The 16,531-nt window shown below is 61.4% G+C and carries 18 protein-coding genes; 6 read left to right on the top strand and 12 right to left on the bottom strand.

Going from position 1 to position 16,531, the window contains the following annotated elements; translation table 11 throughout:
* Positions 1 to 219: 219 nt before the first annotated feature.
* From CRP40_RS15880 to ffh, 6 genes are all read right to left on the bottom strand, one after another.
* Positions 220 to 639, bottom strand: coding sequence for an acyl-CoA thioesterase (locus CRP40_RS15880; protein ID WP_027913821.1), 420 nt, complete (start codon positions 637 to 639; stop codon positions 220 to 222).
* 93 nt (positions 640 to 732) lie between these two features.
* Complete coding sequence (gene rplS, locus CRP40_RS15885) at positions 733 to 1,083, bottom strand: 50S ribosomal protein L19 (RefSeq protein ID WP_023533640.1); 351 nt, start codon at positions 1,081 to 1,083, stop codon at positions 733 to 735.
* Positions 1,084 to 1,124: 41 nt separating this feature from the next.
* Positions 1,125 to 1,877, bottom strand: a complete 753-nt coding sequence (trmD, locus tag CRP40_RS15890; RefSeq protein WP_023533658.1) for a tRNA (guanosine(37)-N1)-methyltransferase TrmD — start codon at positions 1,875 to 1,877, stop codon at positions 1,125 to 1,127.
* Positions 1,878 to 1,880: 3 nt separating this feature from the next.
* The gene (gene rimM / locus CRP40_RS15895; protein ID WP_027913820.1) at positions 1,881 to 2,417 is read right to left on the bottom strand and encodes a ribosome maturation factor RimM; all 537 of its coding nucleotides are present in this window, start codon (positions 2,415 to 2,417) and stop codon (positions 1,881 to 1,883) included.
* Positions 2,418 to 2,422: 5 nt separating this feature from the next.
* Positions 2,423 to 2,674, bottom strand: a complete 252-nt coding sequence (rpsP, locus tag CRP40_RS15900; RefSeq protein ID WP_023533649.1) for a 30S ribosomal protein S16 — start codon at positions 2,672 to 2,674, stop codon at positions 2,423 to 2,425.
* 239 nt (positions 2,675 to 2,913) lie between these two features.
* On the bottom strand, positions 2,914 to 4,290 hold the full coding sequence (gene ffh, locus CRP40_RS15905) for a signal recognition particle protein (protein WP_023533651.1): 1,377 nt from the start codon (positions 4,288 to 4,290) through the stop codon (positions 2,914 to 2,916).
* Between the two features lie 251 nt (positions 4,291 to 4,541).
* Here ffh and CRP40_RS15910 point away from each other — a divergent pair, with 251 nt between their 5' ends.
* From CRP40_RS15910 to CRP40_RS15920, 3 genes are all read left to right on the top strand, one after another.
* Positions 4,542 to 5,351 carry an inner membrane protein YpjD gene (locus CRP40_RS15910; protein ID WP_027913819.1) on the top strand — a complete coding sequence of 270 codons (810 nt, stop codon included), beginning with the start codon at positions 4,542 to 4,544 and terminating at the stop codon, positions 5,349 to 5,351.
* 9 nt (positions 5,352 to 5,360) lie between these two features.
* A complete protein-coding gene (locus CRP40_RS15915) occupies positions 5,361 to 6,560 on the top strand; it encodes a transporter associated domain-containing protein (protein WP_027913818.1) in 1,200 nt (399 codons plus the stop codon).
* Between the two features lie 280 nt (positions 6,561 to 6,840).
* Positions 6,841 to 8,139: an MFS transporter gene (locus CRP40_RS15920; protein WP_027913817.1), complete on the top strand. Its 1,299-nt coding sequence runs from the start codon at positions 6,841 to 6,843 to the stop codon at positions 8,137 to 8,139.
* A gap of 61 nt (positions 8,140 to 8,200) precedes the next feature.
* Here the strand turns inward: CRP40_RS15920 and purT are convergent, their stop codons facing one another.
* From purT to CRP40_RS15945, 5 genes are all read right to left on the bottom strand, one after another.
* Positions 8,201 to 9,382: a formate-dependent phosphoribosylglycinamide formyltransferase gene (gene purT / locus CRP40_RS15925; protein ID WP_027913816.1), complete on the bottom strand. Its 1,182-nt coding sequence runs from the start codon at positions 9,380 to 9,382 to the stop codon at positions 8,201 to 8,203.
* Positions 9,383 to 9,458: 76 nt separating this feature from the next.
* Positions 9,459 to 9,926, bottom strand: a complete 468-nt coding sequence (locus tag CRP40_RS15930) for a VUT family protein (RefSeq protein ID WP_027913815.1) — start codon at positions 9,924 to 9,926, stop codon at positions 9,459 to 9,461.
* Between the two features lie 67 nt (positions 9,927 to 9,993).
* A complete protein-coding gene (locus CRP40_RS15935) occupies positions 9,994 to 10,188 on the bottom strand; it encodes a DUF1289 domain-containing protein (RefSeq protein WP_027913814.1) in 195 nt (64 codons plus the stop codon).
* The gene (locus tag CRP40_RS15940) at positions 10,181 to 10,705 is read right to left on the bottom strand and encodes a gamma carbonic anhydrase family protein (RefSeq protein WP_023533654.1); all 525 of its coding nucleotides are present in this window, start codon (positions 10,703 to 10,705) and stop codon (positions 10,181 to 10,183) included. Before CRP40_RS15940 ends, CRP40_RS15935 begins: the two co-directional genes overlap by 8 nt.
* Positions 10,702 to 11,358, bottom strand: coding sequence for a CoA pyrophosphatase (locus tag CRP40_RS15945; RefSeq protein ID WP_225806658.1), 657 nt, complete (start codon positions 11,356 to 11,358; stop codon positions 10,702 to 10,704). The genes CRP40_RS15940 and CRP40_RS15945 overlap by 4 nt, the downstream gene beginning before the upstream one ends.
* Before the next feature lie 114 nt (positions 11,359 to 11,472).
* On the opposite strand from CRP40_RS15945, the gene CRP40_RS15950 reads away from it, so the two are divergent.
* From CRP40_RS15950 to CRP40_RS15960, 3 genes are all read left to right on the top strand, one after another.
* Complete coding sequence (locus tag CRP40_RS15950) at positions 11,473 to 12,027, top strand: NUDIX hydrolase (RefSeq protein ID WP_027913813.1); 555 nt, start codon at positions 11,473 to 11,475, stop codon at positions 12,025 to 12,027.
* An 82-nt stretch (positions 12,028 to 12,109) separates the two neighbouring features.
* Positions 12,110 to 12,664, top strand: a complete 555-nt coding sequence (locus CRP40_RS15955; protein ID WP_023533642.1) for a L,D-transpeptidase family protein — start codon at positions 12,110 to 12,112, stop codon at positions 12,662 to 12,664.
* 449 nt (positions 12,665 to 13,113) lie between these two features.
* Entirely contained in the window at positions 13,114 to 15,198 is a 2,085-nt protein-coding gene (locus tag CRP40_RS15960; RefSeq protein WP_050587299.1) for a PhoX family phosphatase, read from the top strand.
* 1,021 nt (positions 15,199 to 16,219) lie between these two features.
* Here the strand turns inward: CRP40_RS15960 and CRP40_RS15965 are convergent.
* Entirely contained in the window at positions 16,220 to 16,531 is a 312-nt protein-coding gene (locus CRP40_RS15965) for an NGG1p interacting factor 3 protein, NIF3 (protein ID WP_027913812.1), read from the bottom strand.

Genomic DNA, 16,531 nt, shown 5'->3' on the forward strand with positions numbered 1-16,531 from the left:
TCCTGGGGCCCAGCGCTTGACAGGCATCCATGCCTGTCACCTCCCTCCGCAAGCCCTGCGCTCGGCCTCCTGAAGTCGCGATCTGCGGCGCCTGGGCTACCGCGCGCTTAGAAGCAAAAGCTAAAGCAACGGCACTGGCACTGGCACTGGCACTGGCACTGGCACTGGCAAGAAGCCTGTCGAATTTCGTGCGGGAGCGGCGCTCCGGCGACGCCTTGCCTATGCGGGTTTTGATATTTCCTGCAGCACCGGTACCGGACGTTTGTCTTCGTCGATGGCAACGAAACTGAAGACGCCGTGAATCGCCCGCTCCCGGCCATCGAGGTACATGTTTTCGACGAAGACATCCACCTGCACCTGCAAGCTGGTATTGCCTACCTTGATCACCGTACCCACCAGCTCGACGATTGAGCCCGCCGGGATCGGGTGCTTGAAGTCGATGCGATCGGTGGAAACAGTCACCAACGGCAAGCGGCAGAAACGCGTGGCCGCGATGAAGGACACTTCGTCCATCCACGCCAGGGCCGTGCCACCGAACAAGGTGTTGTGATGGTTGGTGGTGTTGGGGAACACCGCCTTGGTCACGCGGGTGACCGAAAGCTCGGTGCGGCGCTGAATTTCCTGGTCTCGGGTGGTCATGGCTGTCACCTGTACGAAGTTCAAAACGCAAAAAAGCAGCCCGAAGGCTGCTTCTTTCTCGCTAGGCGACCTGGGCCGCCGGGCAAACTGTACTCAGGACAGTTTTTCCTTGATGCGAGCGGCTTTGCCGGACAGATCGCGCAGGTAGTACAGCTTGGCTTTACGCACGTCACCACGACGTTTCACGGCCAGGCTGTCGATCTGTGGGCTGAAGGTCTGGAAGGTACGCTCTACACCAACGCCGCTGGAGATCTTGCGCACGGTGAAGGCGCTGTTCAGACCACGGTTGCGCTTGGCGATAACGACGCCTTCGAACGCCTGCAGACGGGAACGCTCACCTTCCTTCACTTTAACTTGAACGACAACGGTGTCGCCGGGTGCGAAGGTCGGGATTTCCTTGCTCATCTGCTCGGCTTCGAGCTGCTGGATGATCTTGTTGGTCATGCTGTGCTCCTAAGATGGATCGTGATCCACCATCGATACGTTTAACTATCGTCCCGCTCGTGGAGGTATTCCTCGAGCAGCTTCTTCTCTTCTCCAGAAAGCGAGCGACTTTCCAGAAGATCGGCGCGTCGTTCGAAGGTCCTACCAAGGGACTGCTTCATTCTCCAACGCCGGATGTGTGCATGGTTGCCACTAAGCAACACGTCGGGAACACGCTGATCCGCATACACCTCAGGTCGGGTGTAGTGCGGGCAATCAAGCAGACCATCGGTGAAAGAGTCTTCCTCCGCCGAGTCCACATGCCCTAAAGCTCCGGGCAGCAGCCGTGTAACCGCATCGATCAGTACCATGGCCGGCAGCTCGCCACCGGAAAGCACATAGTCGCCAATCGACCACTCCTCATCGACATGAGCTTCAATGAAACGCTCGTCGATGCCTTCATAACGACCGGCGATCAGGATCAATGATTCCTGTTCGGCCAGGCCTTTGACCGCCTGCTGAGTCAGCTTGCGGCCTTGTGGCGAGAGGTAGATCACCTTCGCCGCAGCTCCGGTTGCCTGCCTGGCGTTGACCAGGGCATCTTCCAGAGGCTTGATTTTCATCACCATGCCAGGACCACCGCCAAACGGCCGATCATCTACCGTATGGTGACGATCTGTGGTGTAGTCCCGCGGGTTCCAGCACGTTACCTGAAGCAACCCCTGTTTCACCGCGCGGCTGGTAATGCCGTACTCCGTGATGGCCGAAAACATCTCGGGGAACAACGTGATGACGTCTACGCGAAGGTTACCCATCGATTAGAAGTCCGCGTCCCACTCAACCCGCATCACGCCTGCATCCAGGTCGATATCGAGCACGCATTGCGCCGTATAGGGCAACAAACGCTCGCGATCATCCAGGCTGCCTGCACACGGCTTGACCACCATTACATCGTTCGCACCGGTCTCCAACAGATGATCGACCTTGCCGAACAGGTGTTCGTCCTGGTTGATGACCTTCAGACCTACCAACTGGTACCAGTAGTACTCATCGGCGGCCAGGTTGGGCAAAAGGCTCCGCGCAATGCAGATTTCGTAACCGCTCAGAAGACGGGCTTCGTCACGATCCTCGAGACCTTTCAGTTTCACGACCAGGCCCTTTTGGGAGCCACGACCGCTGACCAGCTCGACCTGCTTTACCTTGCCTTCGTGCCGAAGCGTCCAGCTTGGATAATCCAACAGGTTTTCAATCGGATCGGTAAAGGAATACACCTTCACCTCGCCGCGAACGCCGTGAACCGAAAAAATCTTGCCAACGACGATGAGGTCGTCAGCCTTTTCTGGCGTCGCGTTCATATTGCTCAGGCGGCAGCCTTGGCAGCGTCCTTCAGCAGCTGAGCAACACGCTCAGACGGCTGTGCGCCCTGGCTCAGCCAGTAGGTGACGCGCTCTTGGTTGACCGACAGCTTGACTTCGGCGCCAGCAGCGATCGGGTTGAAGAAACCTACGCGCTCAACGAAACGGCCGTCACGGGCGTTACGCGAGTTGGTCACGGTCAGGTGGTAGAAAGGGCGCTTTTTCGAGCCGCCACGGGCCAGACGAATGGTTACCATGTGAACATCGTTCCTATAGTCGGTGCTGCAGTTGGTACTGCAAATCTGAATGCCAAATAGGCACACGGGTGCCCAAAAGGCCGCATATTCTCAAGGAATACACGGACATTTGCAAATGACTTTTTCGGTCGAAGCTTGCCCGACCGTCCAGACTTGCTGCGTAAGCCGCGAAAATCGCGACCGTTGTCCCGCTTGCGCGGGGTGAGGGGCCGGCACGAAGACGGCCTGCCCCGAAAACTTCACAGCTTGGGCATGCCGCCGCCCGGCAGCATGCCGCCGAGCCCTCGCATCATCTTGGCCATGCCGCCTTTGCTGGAGAACTTCTTCATCATCTTCTGCATCTGCTTGTGCTGCTTGATCAGCCGGCCGATGTCCTGCACCTGGGTACCGGAGCCTAGGGCAATGCGGCGCTTGCGCGAGCCGCTGATCAGGTCGGGATCGCGGCGCTCGGCCGGCGTCATGGAGTTGATGATCGCCTCCATCTGCTTGAACTGCTTCTCGGCAGCGCCCTGGGCATTGCCCATCTGCGACAGGTTGACGCCGCCGATGCTCGGCAGCTTGTCCATCAGCCCGCCCAGGCCGCCCATGTTCTTCATCTGCTGAAGCTGGTCACGGAAGTCTTCAAGGTCGAAGCCCTTGCCCTTCTTCAGTTTCTTGGCCAGCTTGTCGGCCTTGGCCTTGTCGATGGTCTGCTCGGCCTGCTCGATCAGGCTGAGCACGTCGCCCATGCCCAGGATGCGCGAGGCCACCCGGTCGGGGTGGAACGGCTCGAGCGCTTCGCTCTTCTCGCCCATGCCGATGAACTTGATCGGCTTGCCGGTGATGGCGCGCACCGACAGCGCCGCACCACCACGCGCATCACCATCGACCTTGGTCAGCACCACGCCGGTCAACGGCAAGGCTTCCCCGAACGCCTTGGCGGTGTTGGCGGCGTCCTGGCCGGTCATGGCATCGACCACGAACAACGTTTCGATGGGCTTGACCGCGGCGTGCAGGGCCTTGATCTCGTCCATCATGTCGGCGTCGATGTGCAGACGGCCTGCGGTATCGACGATGACCACATCGATGAACTTGAGCTTGGCTTCGCGAATGGCGGCTTCGGCGATGGCGACCGGCTTCTGGCTGATGTCGGACGGGAAGAAGGTGACGCCGATGTCGTTGGCCAGGGTCTCGAGCTGCTTGATAGCCGCGGGACGATAGACGTCGGCAGACACCACCATCACGCTCTTTTTCTTGCGCTCTTTAAGGAAGCGCGCCAGCTTGCCGGCGGTGGTGGTCTTGCCCGCACCTTGCAGGCCGGCCATCAGCACCACGGCAGGCGGGGCGGCATTGAGCGCCAGGTCCTCGTTGGCCGCCCCCATCAGGCTTTCGAGTTCGGCCTGGACGATCTTGACGAATGCCTGGCCTGGGGTGAGGCTGCGCGATACTTCTGTGCCGACGGCACGCTCCTTCACGCTGTTGACGAAATCCTTCACCACCGGCAGGGCAACGTCGGCCTCGAGCAGGGCCATGCGCACTTCGCGCAGCGTGTCCTTGATGTTGTCTTCGGTCAGCTTGGCCTTGCCGGTGACATGGCGCAGCGTCTGTGACAGGCGGTCGGTCAGGTTTTCGAACATGATGATCCTTTCTGGCCCAGTAAAAGCCGAGGTTGTCAGGCGCCCGCGGGGAAATGCACACCCGCCAGGCACAGCAAGGCGGCGATTATAGCGAAGTGAAGCGACCGCGCACACCTTCAGTGGCACTCGCCAGTCGCGACGTGGGTTTGCCCCGTGCCTGCGCCGCCTCCGCCTTGCGCGCCCGTCAGTCTTCCTAGAGCGGCGCGGTTTATGCCAAACTCCGTCTCTTTAAGGCTCGCCCACCAGGACTTATGGTCTCCTCTCCCAGCCTCATCCCCAACCTGATTGCCGCTGCGCTCTACATCGTCGCGGCCATCTACCAGGGCTCATCCCTGGCCAAGGGCCGCAAGATCGACAAACGGCTACCCGGTCTGTTGGGCACCATTGCCGTGATCGCCCAGGGCGGTGCGCTGTTCTTCCAGCTGATCACCCCGCTTGGCCTGAGCCTGGATTTCTTCAGTGCCGCCAGCCTGATCGCCGTGGCCGTCATCGCCCTGACCTTGCTGGCATGCCTGCGCATCCCGGTGGAGAACCTGCTGGTGCTGTTGTTCCCGCTCGGTGCGGTCACTGCGCTGCTGGCCCAATTCGCGCCGCCGGGGACCGTGCCGCTGATCGATGAGGAACCGGGCATTCTTGCCCATATCCTCTTGTCGATTCTGGCCTACGGGCTGTTCACCATCGCCGTGTTCCAGTCGTTGCTGTTGCTGGTCCAGGACCATCAACTCAAGCACAAGCACCCCTCAGGCCTGATTCGAAACTTCCCGCCACTGCAAACCATGGAAAGCCTGCTGTTCGGCTTTCTCTGGGCAGGCTGGTGCCTGCTGTCCCTGTCGCTGGTGTCCGGCTGGTTGTTCCTTGACAACCTGTTCGCCCAGCACCTGGTGCACAAGACGTTGCTGGCCTGCGTGGCCTGGGTCGTGTTCAGCGTATTGTTGTGGGGGCGTACCCGCCTGGGCTGGCGGGGCCACAAGGCCATCCGCTGGACCCTGGCAGGCTTCTGCCTGCTGATGCTGGCCTATTTCGGCAGCAAGCTGGTTCGCGAATTCATCCTGCACATCTGACGGCCTTACATGAACATCCTGCCGTACGCACCTCTTCTCGGCACCTCGGCAATCGCCCTGCTGTGGTCTGCACTGCTCACCGCCATCGAGGCCGCACGCCTGCACACGATGGTGTCGGGCGGCGAGAATGACAACCCATCCAAGCTCTCGGGCCCTGCCCTGGTCCTGGGCGCCAGCCTGGGCAAATGGCTGATGCTGGCGCTGGCCTGCCTGATCGGGCTGCGCCAAGGCGGTGACAATGGCCTGTGGCAGGCAGGCCTTGCTGCCGCTGCCGTTCTGTTGGTGTTCGCCGAGTACCTGCCGCGTCGCCTGGCCAGACGCAACCCGCACGTCTTCGTCAGCCTGGGCGCCTTGCTCAAGCCGCTACTGGTACTGCTGCAACCGCTGGCCGGTGTACTCGACGGCTGCGCCAAGCTGCTGCTGCGCCCGCTGCGCAAGCAGCCCGCCGCAGTCGCCCTGCACCCCGAGCAAGCCGACGCCTTCGAGGACGACGAGCACCCGGAAACACCACGGCGAGGCTTGCTCGACGGCATCCAGTCGCTGGACAAGATCACCGTCAACGACATTCTGGTGCCGCGCAACGAGGTCGATGGCATCAACCTCGACGAGCCGATCGCGCGCATCATCGAGCAACTGATCGTCAGCCGTCACACCCGTTTGCCGGTGTATCACAACGACATCAACCAGGTTGAAGCCATCCTCAACACCAAGCTGATCAGCCACTTGTTGCCGCAGGCCGAGCTGACCCTCGAAGCACTGCGCCAGGCGTGCTACGAGCCCTATTTTGTGCCCGAAAGCACACCCTTGAACCTGCAGTTGCTCAATTTCCACAAGCAGCAGCGGCGCCTGGGCGTGGTGGTGGATGAGTACGGTGAAGTACTGGGTATCGTCACCCTGGAAGACATTCTCGAGGAAATCGTCGGCGAGTTCGAAGATGACCAGAGCCTGGGCAATCCCCATGTCCACAAGCAGCCTGACGGTACCTATGTCATCGACGGCACGGCCTCGCTGCGGGAGATCAACCGCAGCTTGGGTTGGCACCTGCCGTGCGATGGCGGACCAAAGACCCTCAACGGCCTTGTGACCGAAGCCTTGGAAAGCATCCCGGAGAGTGCGGTGTGCCTGAAAATCGGCCGCTATCGCCTGGAAATCCTTGAAACCGAAGACAATTGCGCCAGCAAGGTACTGGTATGGACGGCAACCCGATAGCTATACTCGGGCAACGCTTACCCAGCCCTGCCGTCCCGCCTGCTACCCGCACTCGGCGCTCCACGGTCAGTCCGCTTCGCTGAAACGCCCTGCGGCCCTGCTTCACCATCCTGAGCAGTGTCCGCCCGCCCCTATCCCCTTGGGCTATCGTCAGCCAGGCGAACACAACAACAATCGCGCCAGCGCCATGCGAACCGCTGTTCAGCCGGCTGCAATCGGTGTGTCCGTTGCAGGCTGGCAGAGCACCATGGCGTTGCCCCAGACTGCCAGGGACCTTTGAATGACAACCAGCACCTACGCCGGCGCACCTGCCGCGCCGGTCAACTCGCCCGCGCGGGTTGCCACTGCCAGCTTCATCGGCACCGCCATCGAGTTCTACGATTTTTATGTCTACGCCACGGCAGCCGCATTGGTCATCGGGCCGGTGTTCTTCCCGTCCGGGTCCGGCACTGCCCAGATGCTGGCGGCCTTCCTGACCTTTGGCATCGCCTTTCTGGCCAGGCCACTGGGCTCAGCACTGTTCGGTCACTTCGGCGACCGTATCGGACGCAAGTCTACCCTGGTTGCCTCACTGCTGTTGATGGGCGTTTCCACCACCGCCATCGGCGTTTTGCCGGGGTATGACAGCATTGGTGTGTGGGCACCGATCATCCTTTGCCTGTTGCGCTTTGGCCAGGGGCTGGGGCTGGGCGGCGAATGGGGCGGTGCGGCACTGCTGGCCACCGAAAATGCACCGCACGGTAAACGGGCGTGGTTCGGGATGTTCCCACAACTAGGCCCTTCGATCGGGTTTCTGGCAGCCAATGGCCTGTTCCTCACGTTGGCACTGACGCTTAGCGACGAACAGTTCCGCGAGTGGGGCTGGCGCATACCGTTTCTGCTCAGCGCCGCCCTGGTCCTAGTGGGGCTATATGTGCGCCTGAAGCTCGAGGAAAGCCCGGTGTTCGCCAAGGCGGTGGCCCGCCAGGAGCGCGTGAAGCTGCCGGTAGTGGACCTGTTCGCCAAGCACTGGCGCCCAACCTTGCTCGGTGCCGCCGCCATGGTGGTGTGCTACGCACTGTTCTACATCTCCACCGTCTTTTCCTTGAGCTACGGCGTAAGCACGCTGGGCTACAGCCGTGAAACGTTCCTGGGGCTGTTGTGCTTTGCGGTGGTGTTCATGGCCTTGGCGACGCCGCTGTCGGCCTGGCTCAGCGATCGCTACGGACGCAAGCCTGTGCTGATCGTCGGCGGCCTGCTGGCCGTGGCTTCGGGCTTTACCATGGAACCGCTGCTGACCTCGGGTTCGACCACGGGCGTGGCGCTGTTCCTGGCCATCGAGTTGTTCCTGATGGGCGTGACCTTCGCGCCGATGGGCGCCTTGCTGCCAGAGCTGTTCCCGACCCATGTGCGTTATACCGGCGCTTCGGCAGCCTATAACCTGGGCGGTATCGTGGGCGCGTCGGCAGCGCCGTTCTTCGCTCAGAAGCTGGTGAGCATGGGCGGCCTGAGTTGGGTGGGCGGGTATGTTTCAGCGGCGGCCGTGATCAGCTTGATTGCCGTGCTGTGCCTGAAGGAGACGCGCAATACCGAGCTCTAGGACGCTCAGGGTGGCCTCATAGCAGGAGCGTTGGGGCCGCCTGAGCGGCCCCAACGGCCTATCAGAACTCTACTTGCACGGCCTGGGCCGCACGGGTCGCCTTGGCGCGCGCTGCTTCGATGGATTCGTCACGGGCCAGGCAAACACCCATGCGACGAGTGCCGCTGATCTCAGGCTTGCCAAACAGGCGGATCGCGGTATCCGGTTCGCTCAGCGCAGCGCCAAGATTGGCGAAGGCGGTCTGCTGTGAGTGCCCCTGCGGCAGGATGACAGCCGAAGCACTAGGACCGAATTGGCGCACCACCGGAATCGGCAACCCGAGAATGGCGCGGGCATGCAGGGCAAACTGCGACAGGTCCTGGGAGATCAGGGTGACGAGGCCGGTGTCGTGCGGGCGTGGCGACACCTCGCTGAACCAGACCTGATCGCCCTTGACGAACAGCTCGACACCGAACAGCCCTCGCCCGCCCAGGGCATCGGTGACCGCCTTGGCAACCCGCTGCGACTCGGCCAGCGCCTTGGGGGTCATGGCCTGCGGCTGCCAGGACTCCTGGTAGTCGCCTTTTTCCTGACGGTGCCCAACCGGTTCGAGGAAGGTGGTGCCCCCGACATGACGCACGGTCAGCAGGGTGATCTCGTAATCGAAATCGATGAAACCTTCGACGATCACCCGCCCCTTGCCGGCGCGCCCACCTTCCTGTGCGTAGGCCCAGGCGCTCTGCAGGTCGGCATCGCTGCGCAGAAGGCTCTGCCCCTTGCCGGACGAGCTCATCACAGGCTTGACCACGCAGGGGTAGCCGACATCGGCGACAGCCACCGCATAGTCTTCGTAGGTGTCGGCAAAGTGGTAGGGCGAGGTGGGCAGGTCCAGTTCTTCGGCAGCCAGACGACGAATGCCTTCACGGTTCATGGTCAGTTGCGTGGCGCGTGCAGTGGGCACCACGTTGAAGCCTTCGTTTTCCAGCTCCACCAGCGTGGCGGTGGCGATGGCTTCGATTTCCGGCACGATGTAATGCGGCTTCTCGGCCTCGATGACAGCGCGCAGCGCCACCCCATCGAGCATGTTGACCACGTGGCTGCGGTGGGCCACCTGCATGGCCGGCGCGTCGGCGTAACGGTCGACGGCGATCACTTCCACACCCAGGCGCTGGAGCTCGATCACCACTTCCTTACCCAACTCGCCACAGCCACAGAGCAGTACACGGGTCGCGGTCGGCGACAGGGGGGTTCCGATACGGGTCATTTCAGGTCCTCGAAGGCATCCGGGGCCGCGCCTGACTCGGCACCACCCGCTGAAAAAGGACCGCTATTCTACACCATCAGCCCGCCACGGCAGCCCGTCGGGCGCGAAATGCCATGGCCAGCCAGACGGCCGTGACGCCGGCGAACTTCGACGCCATGGCGGTACCGATGACCATGGGTGTGAGCGCACCGATCATGCCGAAGAAGATGAACGTATCGACCGGGATGCTCAAGGCCGAGCTCAACCACAGCCGGTCGCGCAGCGGGCGTCGGGTGATGCTGAAGACCAGCCAGTCGATCAGCTCGGAGACGAAGAACGCCGTGGCGCTGGCCAGGGCGATAGCGGGTTCGGAGGTGACGTAGGACAGCACCAGGGCCGCCAGCATGGCCACCAGTGCCCCATGCCCGAAACGGGTCTGCACCATGTCGCGCAGGATGAAGACCAGGCCACCCCAGGCGGACCAGATGACGTCCAGGTGCGGGGCGCTGGAGAAGGCGTAGTTGATCAGCACGACACTGCTGATATAGGCAATCAGAAAGAGCATGGCGGGTAGTCTTTGGGCAAGCGGCACAGATTACCGTCGCCCGCCCTGGGAGGCAACCGCAGGACCGCTAGAGCACCAGCCCGGCTTCGGTAGCGCGCTCGTGGCAGCGCCTGAGCACCCCACGCCGCTCGTCGTTGCTCATCCGGCCCCACTGGCCGATCTCTGCAACGCTGCGCTGGCAGCCGGTACAGATATCCTGCTCATCCAGGGCACAGATATTGGCGCAGGGGGACGCTACGGGGCGCTCGCTCACCTCACTCATCGTCGGGCACCAGTTCCTTTGCGTAGCGCTGGGCGTTATGGACATAGTGCGCTGCGCTGGCCTCGAGCATGCGTTTCTGTTGCTCGGTCAGCTCGCGCACCACCTTGCCGGGCGAGCCCATGACCAGAGAGCCATCGGGAATTTCCTTGCCCTCGGCAATCAGGGCATTGGCGCCGATGATGCAGTGCTTGCCAATACGCGCACCATTGAGCACGACGGCGTTGATGCCAATCAGGCTGTAGTCGCCCACCGTGCAGCCATGAAGCATGGCGTTATGCCCAACGGTCACACCTTTGCCCAGGGTCAGGGGCGAGCCCATGTCGGTATGCATCACGGTGCCGTCCTGCACGTTGCTACCTTCACCGATGTCGATCAGCTCGTTGTCGCCACGCAGCACAGCGCCGAACCAGACGCTGGCATGGGCCTGGAGACGGACATTGCCGATGAGCGTGGCGTTGGGCGCAGCCCAGCTGGTGGGATGAGTCTCGACCCGCAGGTCGCCCAGGCGATATTTCATGGTTGCTCCTCAGGCTGGGGTGCAGATGGCAGGGTGGGCCCTGCTCGTTTGTCGGTAGGACGTACAGGGGGATGGTGCAGGGAGATTCCGGCGTCGAACAACAGGTTGACCAGTTCGACGATCATGATTGCCGACAGCCCCCAGATCTTGTATTCGCCGTAGCGGTAACTGGGCACATACCAGCTGCGGCCCTGGTAATCGATGCGGTGGGTATGGTCACGTGGGTCCTGGCGAAAGAACTCCAGCGGAACAGTGAACACCGCCGCGATCTCGGCATCGTTGGGGCGGTATTCGACGAAGTCGGGAATGACGCCGACGTACGGCGTTACCTTGAGGCCATGCAGAGATATCAGGGGGCTGAGCGGGCCAAGCACCTCTACCAACCCCGGCGGCAGGCCAATTTCTTCTTCAGCCTCGCGCAGGGCGGTGAAGACCAAGTCCGGGTCTTCGGGATCGCGCCGGCCACCCGGGAATGCGACTTCGCCACCGTGGGTCGAAAGCCCCTTGGCACGCAGGGTCAGCACGAGCTCAGGTACTTCGCTGCGGGTAATGGGCAAGAGTACCGCCGCTTCCGGGAACCGCCGATCCGATTCCAGGGTTGCAGGTTGGTGGTTGCTCATTCGGCGAAGTAGCTCGTCCAGCATCGCGCTCACTCGTATCCAAGGCCTGCCCTGCATGATGCACGAAAGCCGTCAGCCACCCAACCCCTGCTGCTTGCGGCGACCGACCCGCCGCGCCAAGATAGGCCACGACAAAAGGAAGCCTCCATGAATTTCTGCAGTGCGTGCGGTCAGCCGGTCATCGAGCAGATCCCCCAGGGCGACACACGGTTGCGGTACGTCTGCCCCGCGTGCCACACCATCCACTACCAGAACCCCAACGTGGTGGCCGGTGTACTGCCTACCCATGGCAGCCGAGTGCTGCTGTGCCGCCGCGCCATCGAGCCGCGCCGTGGTTTCTGGACATTGCCAGCCGGCTTCATGGAAAACGGTGAGACGCTCGACCAGGCCGCCCGTCGCGAGACCGTCGAAGAAGCCTGCGCGCGTGTAGGCTCGATGACGCTGTACCAGCTGTTCGATTTGCCGCACATCAACCAGGTGCATGTCTTCTTTCGCGCCGAGCTGGCGGACCTTGAGTTTGCCGTCGGGGTCGAGAGCCTGGAAGTAAGGCTGTTCGAGGAGCATGAGATCCCCTGGGATGCCCTGGCTTTCCGGACCGTGGCGCGGACATTAGAATGCTACTATCGCGACCGAATCGAGCAGCAGTTCCCCATAGGCCATGAATACCTGCCGCCGATGAACGTGTCGCCCACACCCCGTTAGGGTTTACGAAATGCCGCACGGTGATGATTACCGCCGCGGGCCTTTCGCGAAGCCCGGCACAGAGCCTTCAGGATATTGCTACATGCGCTGGTTGCTTGCCCTCCTCTGCCTTGGCGTTGCCTCGATGTCCCAGGCGGCCTACACCGAAACCATCATCCGCAAACCGGTCTCGGCGGTGCAGACGGGCTCGCCTGCGCAACCGGCCGTGCAGCCTCAGGTCGACAAGGTACTGGTCATCAAGTCCGAGCGTCGCCTGCAACTGATCAGCCGCGGCGAGCCAATCAAGACGTACCGCATTTCCCTGGGCAAGCAACCGAAGGGCCCCAAGCAGCGCGAAGGCGACAAGAAAACCCCGGAAGGCTTCTACTGGCTGGACTGGCGCAAGCAGAGCGAGCGCTTCAACCTGGCCATGCACATCGACTACCCCAACGTCAGCGATGCGGCCCGGGCCAGCCAGGCAGGCGTGAAGGCCGGCAGCATGATCATGATCCACGGCACGCCGATCAATGACGAATACCCCGAGTGGTATTTCCATACGCTGGACTGGACAGACGGCTGTATCGCCATGCGTAACCGCGACATGCAAGAAGTCTGGAGCCTGGTGCGCGATGGCACGATGATCGAGATTCGGCCCTGATTTAGCGCAATTCATCTGTTTTTGCAGGAAAGACCCCACCTATTTGCTGGAACCTGCCTGACAGTGTCTTAGGCACGGGACGGCATCCAAGTGAATGCAGCGGCTTAAAGCATCCACGCAATCGGGTACGAAGCCCGTACCGCATCGCATGCCGTGCATGGGCGTTGCCCAGATCAACGCGCTGCTCTAGGTCACCACCGAAGGCTGCCCAGGGCTGAAACGCGGTGGATCCTGGGCTGATCCGCACCAGTAGGCATAACCGCTCTGAGCAGTGGGCATCGAGCCTGGGCGCCAGGCGCCACTTAGCAACCTTGCGAGGGCGCCCTTCTCCGAGGCTCCTGCCAGATACACCACAGGGTTGTAACGTCCGTTCATGGTTCTGCAAACGAAATATCACAATTGCCCACTAGAGTGCGGTCTGGATCAATTCTGCAACCCAAGGACATGTGATGAGTCGTGATACCGGTGACAACCTGGACCGCAACCCCGGCACCAACACGGCCATGGCCACTGTCATGGACATTTACCTGAGCCGACGCAGTGTGATGCGCGGCGGTCTGGCCGCCGCCGTCACCTTGATCGCCGGCACCGGCTTGGGCGGTTGTGTCAATGGGGCTGAGATTCGCAGGCCTGCCGGCCCTGGTGTGTCGGCCAGCGGTAACGCTGCCAGGTCAGGGCTGACGCTGGGCTTCGACTCGATCCCCGGGTCACGCACCGATGCGTGCACCATTGCCAAGGGCTATCGTGCACGCGTCCTGGCCCCCTGGGGAACACCACTCAACCGGAAAGCCGCGCCCTGGAAGCCTGACGGCAGCAATACCGCTGTCGACCAGGCCAACGCCATGGGCATGCACCATGACGGCATGCATTTCTTCCCCATCGATGGCAGCTCGGTTGATGGCCTGTTGGCCATTAACTTCGAGTACATCGACCCTGCAGCTTTGCACCCGGCCGGCCCCACCAGGGCAGCTAACGGCAAGCGGCCGGCAGAAGAAGTTCGCAAGGAAATCAACGCACATGGCGCTGGCGTGGTACGCCTGCGCAACGTGCATGGCCACTGGCAGGTGGTGGAGAACGATCCACTGAACCGGCGTTTCACCACCGCCTCGCCCATGCACATCAGCGGCCCGCTGCGCGGCACCGCTCATGTCAAGACCCCATACTCCACTGCCGGCACCCACTGCCGTGGCACCAACAACAACTGTGGCAATGGCTACACGCCTTGGGGCACCTACCTCACCTGCGAAGAGAACTGGCCAGGCATTTTCGTCAACCGCGGTACGTGCCCGGAGGATCAGCGCCGCTTGGGCGTGGCCACCTCCAGCAGCCAGTACCAGTGGGAAAGCGCCGCGGGTGATAGCGGTGAAGACGCTGGCGAGTTTGCCAGATTCGATGTAACGGCCAAAGGTACCAGTGCACTGGAGGATTACCGCAACGAAGCCAGCACTTACGGCTACATCGTCGAAATCGACCCGTATGACCGCACCACCCTGGCCACCAAGCACACGGCGCTGGGTCGCTTTCGTCACGAAGGCTGTGCACCGGGCGTGCCAGTCGCTGGCAAGCCTCTGGTCTGGTACATGGGTGACGATTCGAACAACGAGTACCTTTACAAGTGGGTGTCGCAGGCACCGTGGGACCCCGCCGACGCTCAGGCTGCCAACCGCCTGACCACAGGGGCCAAGTACCTCGACCACGGCACGCTGTACGTGGCTCGCTTCGAGGCCGATGGCACGGGGGTATGGTTACCGCTGGACGTGCTTACCCCTACCACCGAGGGTGGCACGCTGGGTGCACGCTTTGGTGACCTGCCGGGCATCTTGCTCAATACCCGTGGCGCTGCCGACGCCGTGGGCGCTACGCCGATGGATCGGCCGGAGTGGACCACTGTCAATCCGCTCAACGGCGATGTGTATCTCACACTGACCAATAACAGTACGCGCACGCCGGACAAGGTCGATGCGGTCAATCCACGCGGGCCCAACCGTCATGGCCATATCATTCGCTGGCATGACAGCGACGATCACCTGCGCTTGACCTGGGACATCTTCGTGTTTGGCGCCAATGCGGGCGGTGGGGCCGAGATCAACCGTTCTGGACTGACGGAACTCAACCAGTTCGCCAGCCCTGACGGGATGCGATTCGATAGTCGCGGGGTGCTGTGGTTCGAGACGGACAACAGTGAGTCGACGGTCAGTGACTACACCAACGACCAGCTGTTGGCGGTGATTCCAGGTCTGCTGGTGGATGCGGCTGGGCGGCAGGTGCCGGTCAATGGGCAGAACCAAGGGGGGTTGCGGCGGTTTTTCGTGGGGCCCAACGGGTGTGAGGTGACAGGGATTGCGTTTACGCCGGATAACAGGACGTTGTTTGTCAATATTCAGCATCCGGGGAATTGGCCAGTTTCGGAGGATGCTACCGAGGGGGCTGTTGGGGGGAAGCGGGTTAGGCCGCGGTCTTCCACGGTGGTGATTCAGCGGGAGGATGGGGGGGGAGATTGGGACGGTTTGATTGGGTTCTGGGGGACTACGTAGGTTATTCAATCTTAAGTTTCAAGCTCCAGATTCTATAGTCCATGTTTTATGTTTTATGTTTTATGTTTTATGTTTCATGTTTTATGTGAGATAGGAATTTTGGCGGGGGCGCTTGTATCGATTAGATATTCAGTGGCGGGGGTGGCGCACAGTCACCTTTCCGCCCTTACGGCGGCTCACTTTTTGTCTTGTCAAAAAGTAAGCAAAAACCGCCTGCTCCTATCATCCGGCCCCTACGCTACGCTCCGGGGTTCCCTCGCTCCGGGCTTGCTCCCGGGAGGACCGCGCTGCAGGCCCCATCCTGGGGCCCAGCGCTTGACGGGCATCCATGCCCGTCACCTCCCTCCGCAAGCCCTGCGCTCGGCCTCCTGAAGTCGCGATCTGCGGCGCCTGAACTACCGTGCGCTTAGAAGCAACAGCAACAGCAGGCTGTAAACTTAATGTAGTTATTTAATGCGCGTGCATCATTTAAATATTACTCGATATCCATGTGAGAGCGGTCCATCGCGGCGCAAGGCCGCTCCTACAGGACATGTATAACTATGTGCGGCGCTCGATCTTGATCTTGATCTTGCTTTTGATCTTCGCGACTTCAGAAGGCCGAGCGCAGGGCTTGCGGAGGGAGGTGACAGGCATGGATGCCTGTCAAGCGCTGGGCCCCAGGATGGGGCCTACAGCGCGGTCCTCCCGGGAGCAAGACCGGAGTGAGGGAACCCCGAAGCGCAGCGTAGGGGCCGTATGAATGGAGCGCAGCGTTTTTTGGTTACTTTTTGTCGCGTTTGACAAAAAGTGACTCGCCGTAAGGGCGAAAAGGTGATTAAGCGTCGCCATCGCAAATGGACTAAACACTTTATCAACACCCACACCTAAGCATTCAAGTTCTAAGCATACAACTCCGAACTTAGAACTTAGAACTTAGAACTTAGAACTTCCACATCATCAGGCAGGATATCGAAACCCATCAAAACTCCCGACCCAACCTGTAAGAGGCTAACTCACCCCTCACCCACCACGACGAGCATTAAAAGTCCACCAACCGATAAACCTCATAGGCCGGCGTCTCATACGGATGACTCTGCTTGAGCGCAGCAACAACCTGACGAATCAGGTCATCGCCCACCACAAGCTCTACCCTCCACTCCTCCACCACCTCGACCTGACCCGCCCGCCCAAGAAACGGCGAACTGCCGTCCAATGGACGAAACTGGCCCTGGCCCAAGGTCTGCCAAGCACAGTGGTCATAATCACCCATGTGCCCACCACCTGCGGCGAACACAGCAGCCTTGACCACCTCCACATGGCTGGCAGGGACGAAGAAGGCGAGCTTGTACAC

This window comes from Pseudomonas sp. URMO17WK12:I9 (assembly GCF_900230165.1).
Lineage (GTDB): Bacteria > Pseudomonadota > Gammaproteobacteria > Pseudomonadales > Pseudomonadaceae > Aquipseudomonas > Aquipseudomonas fulva.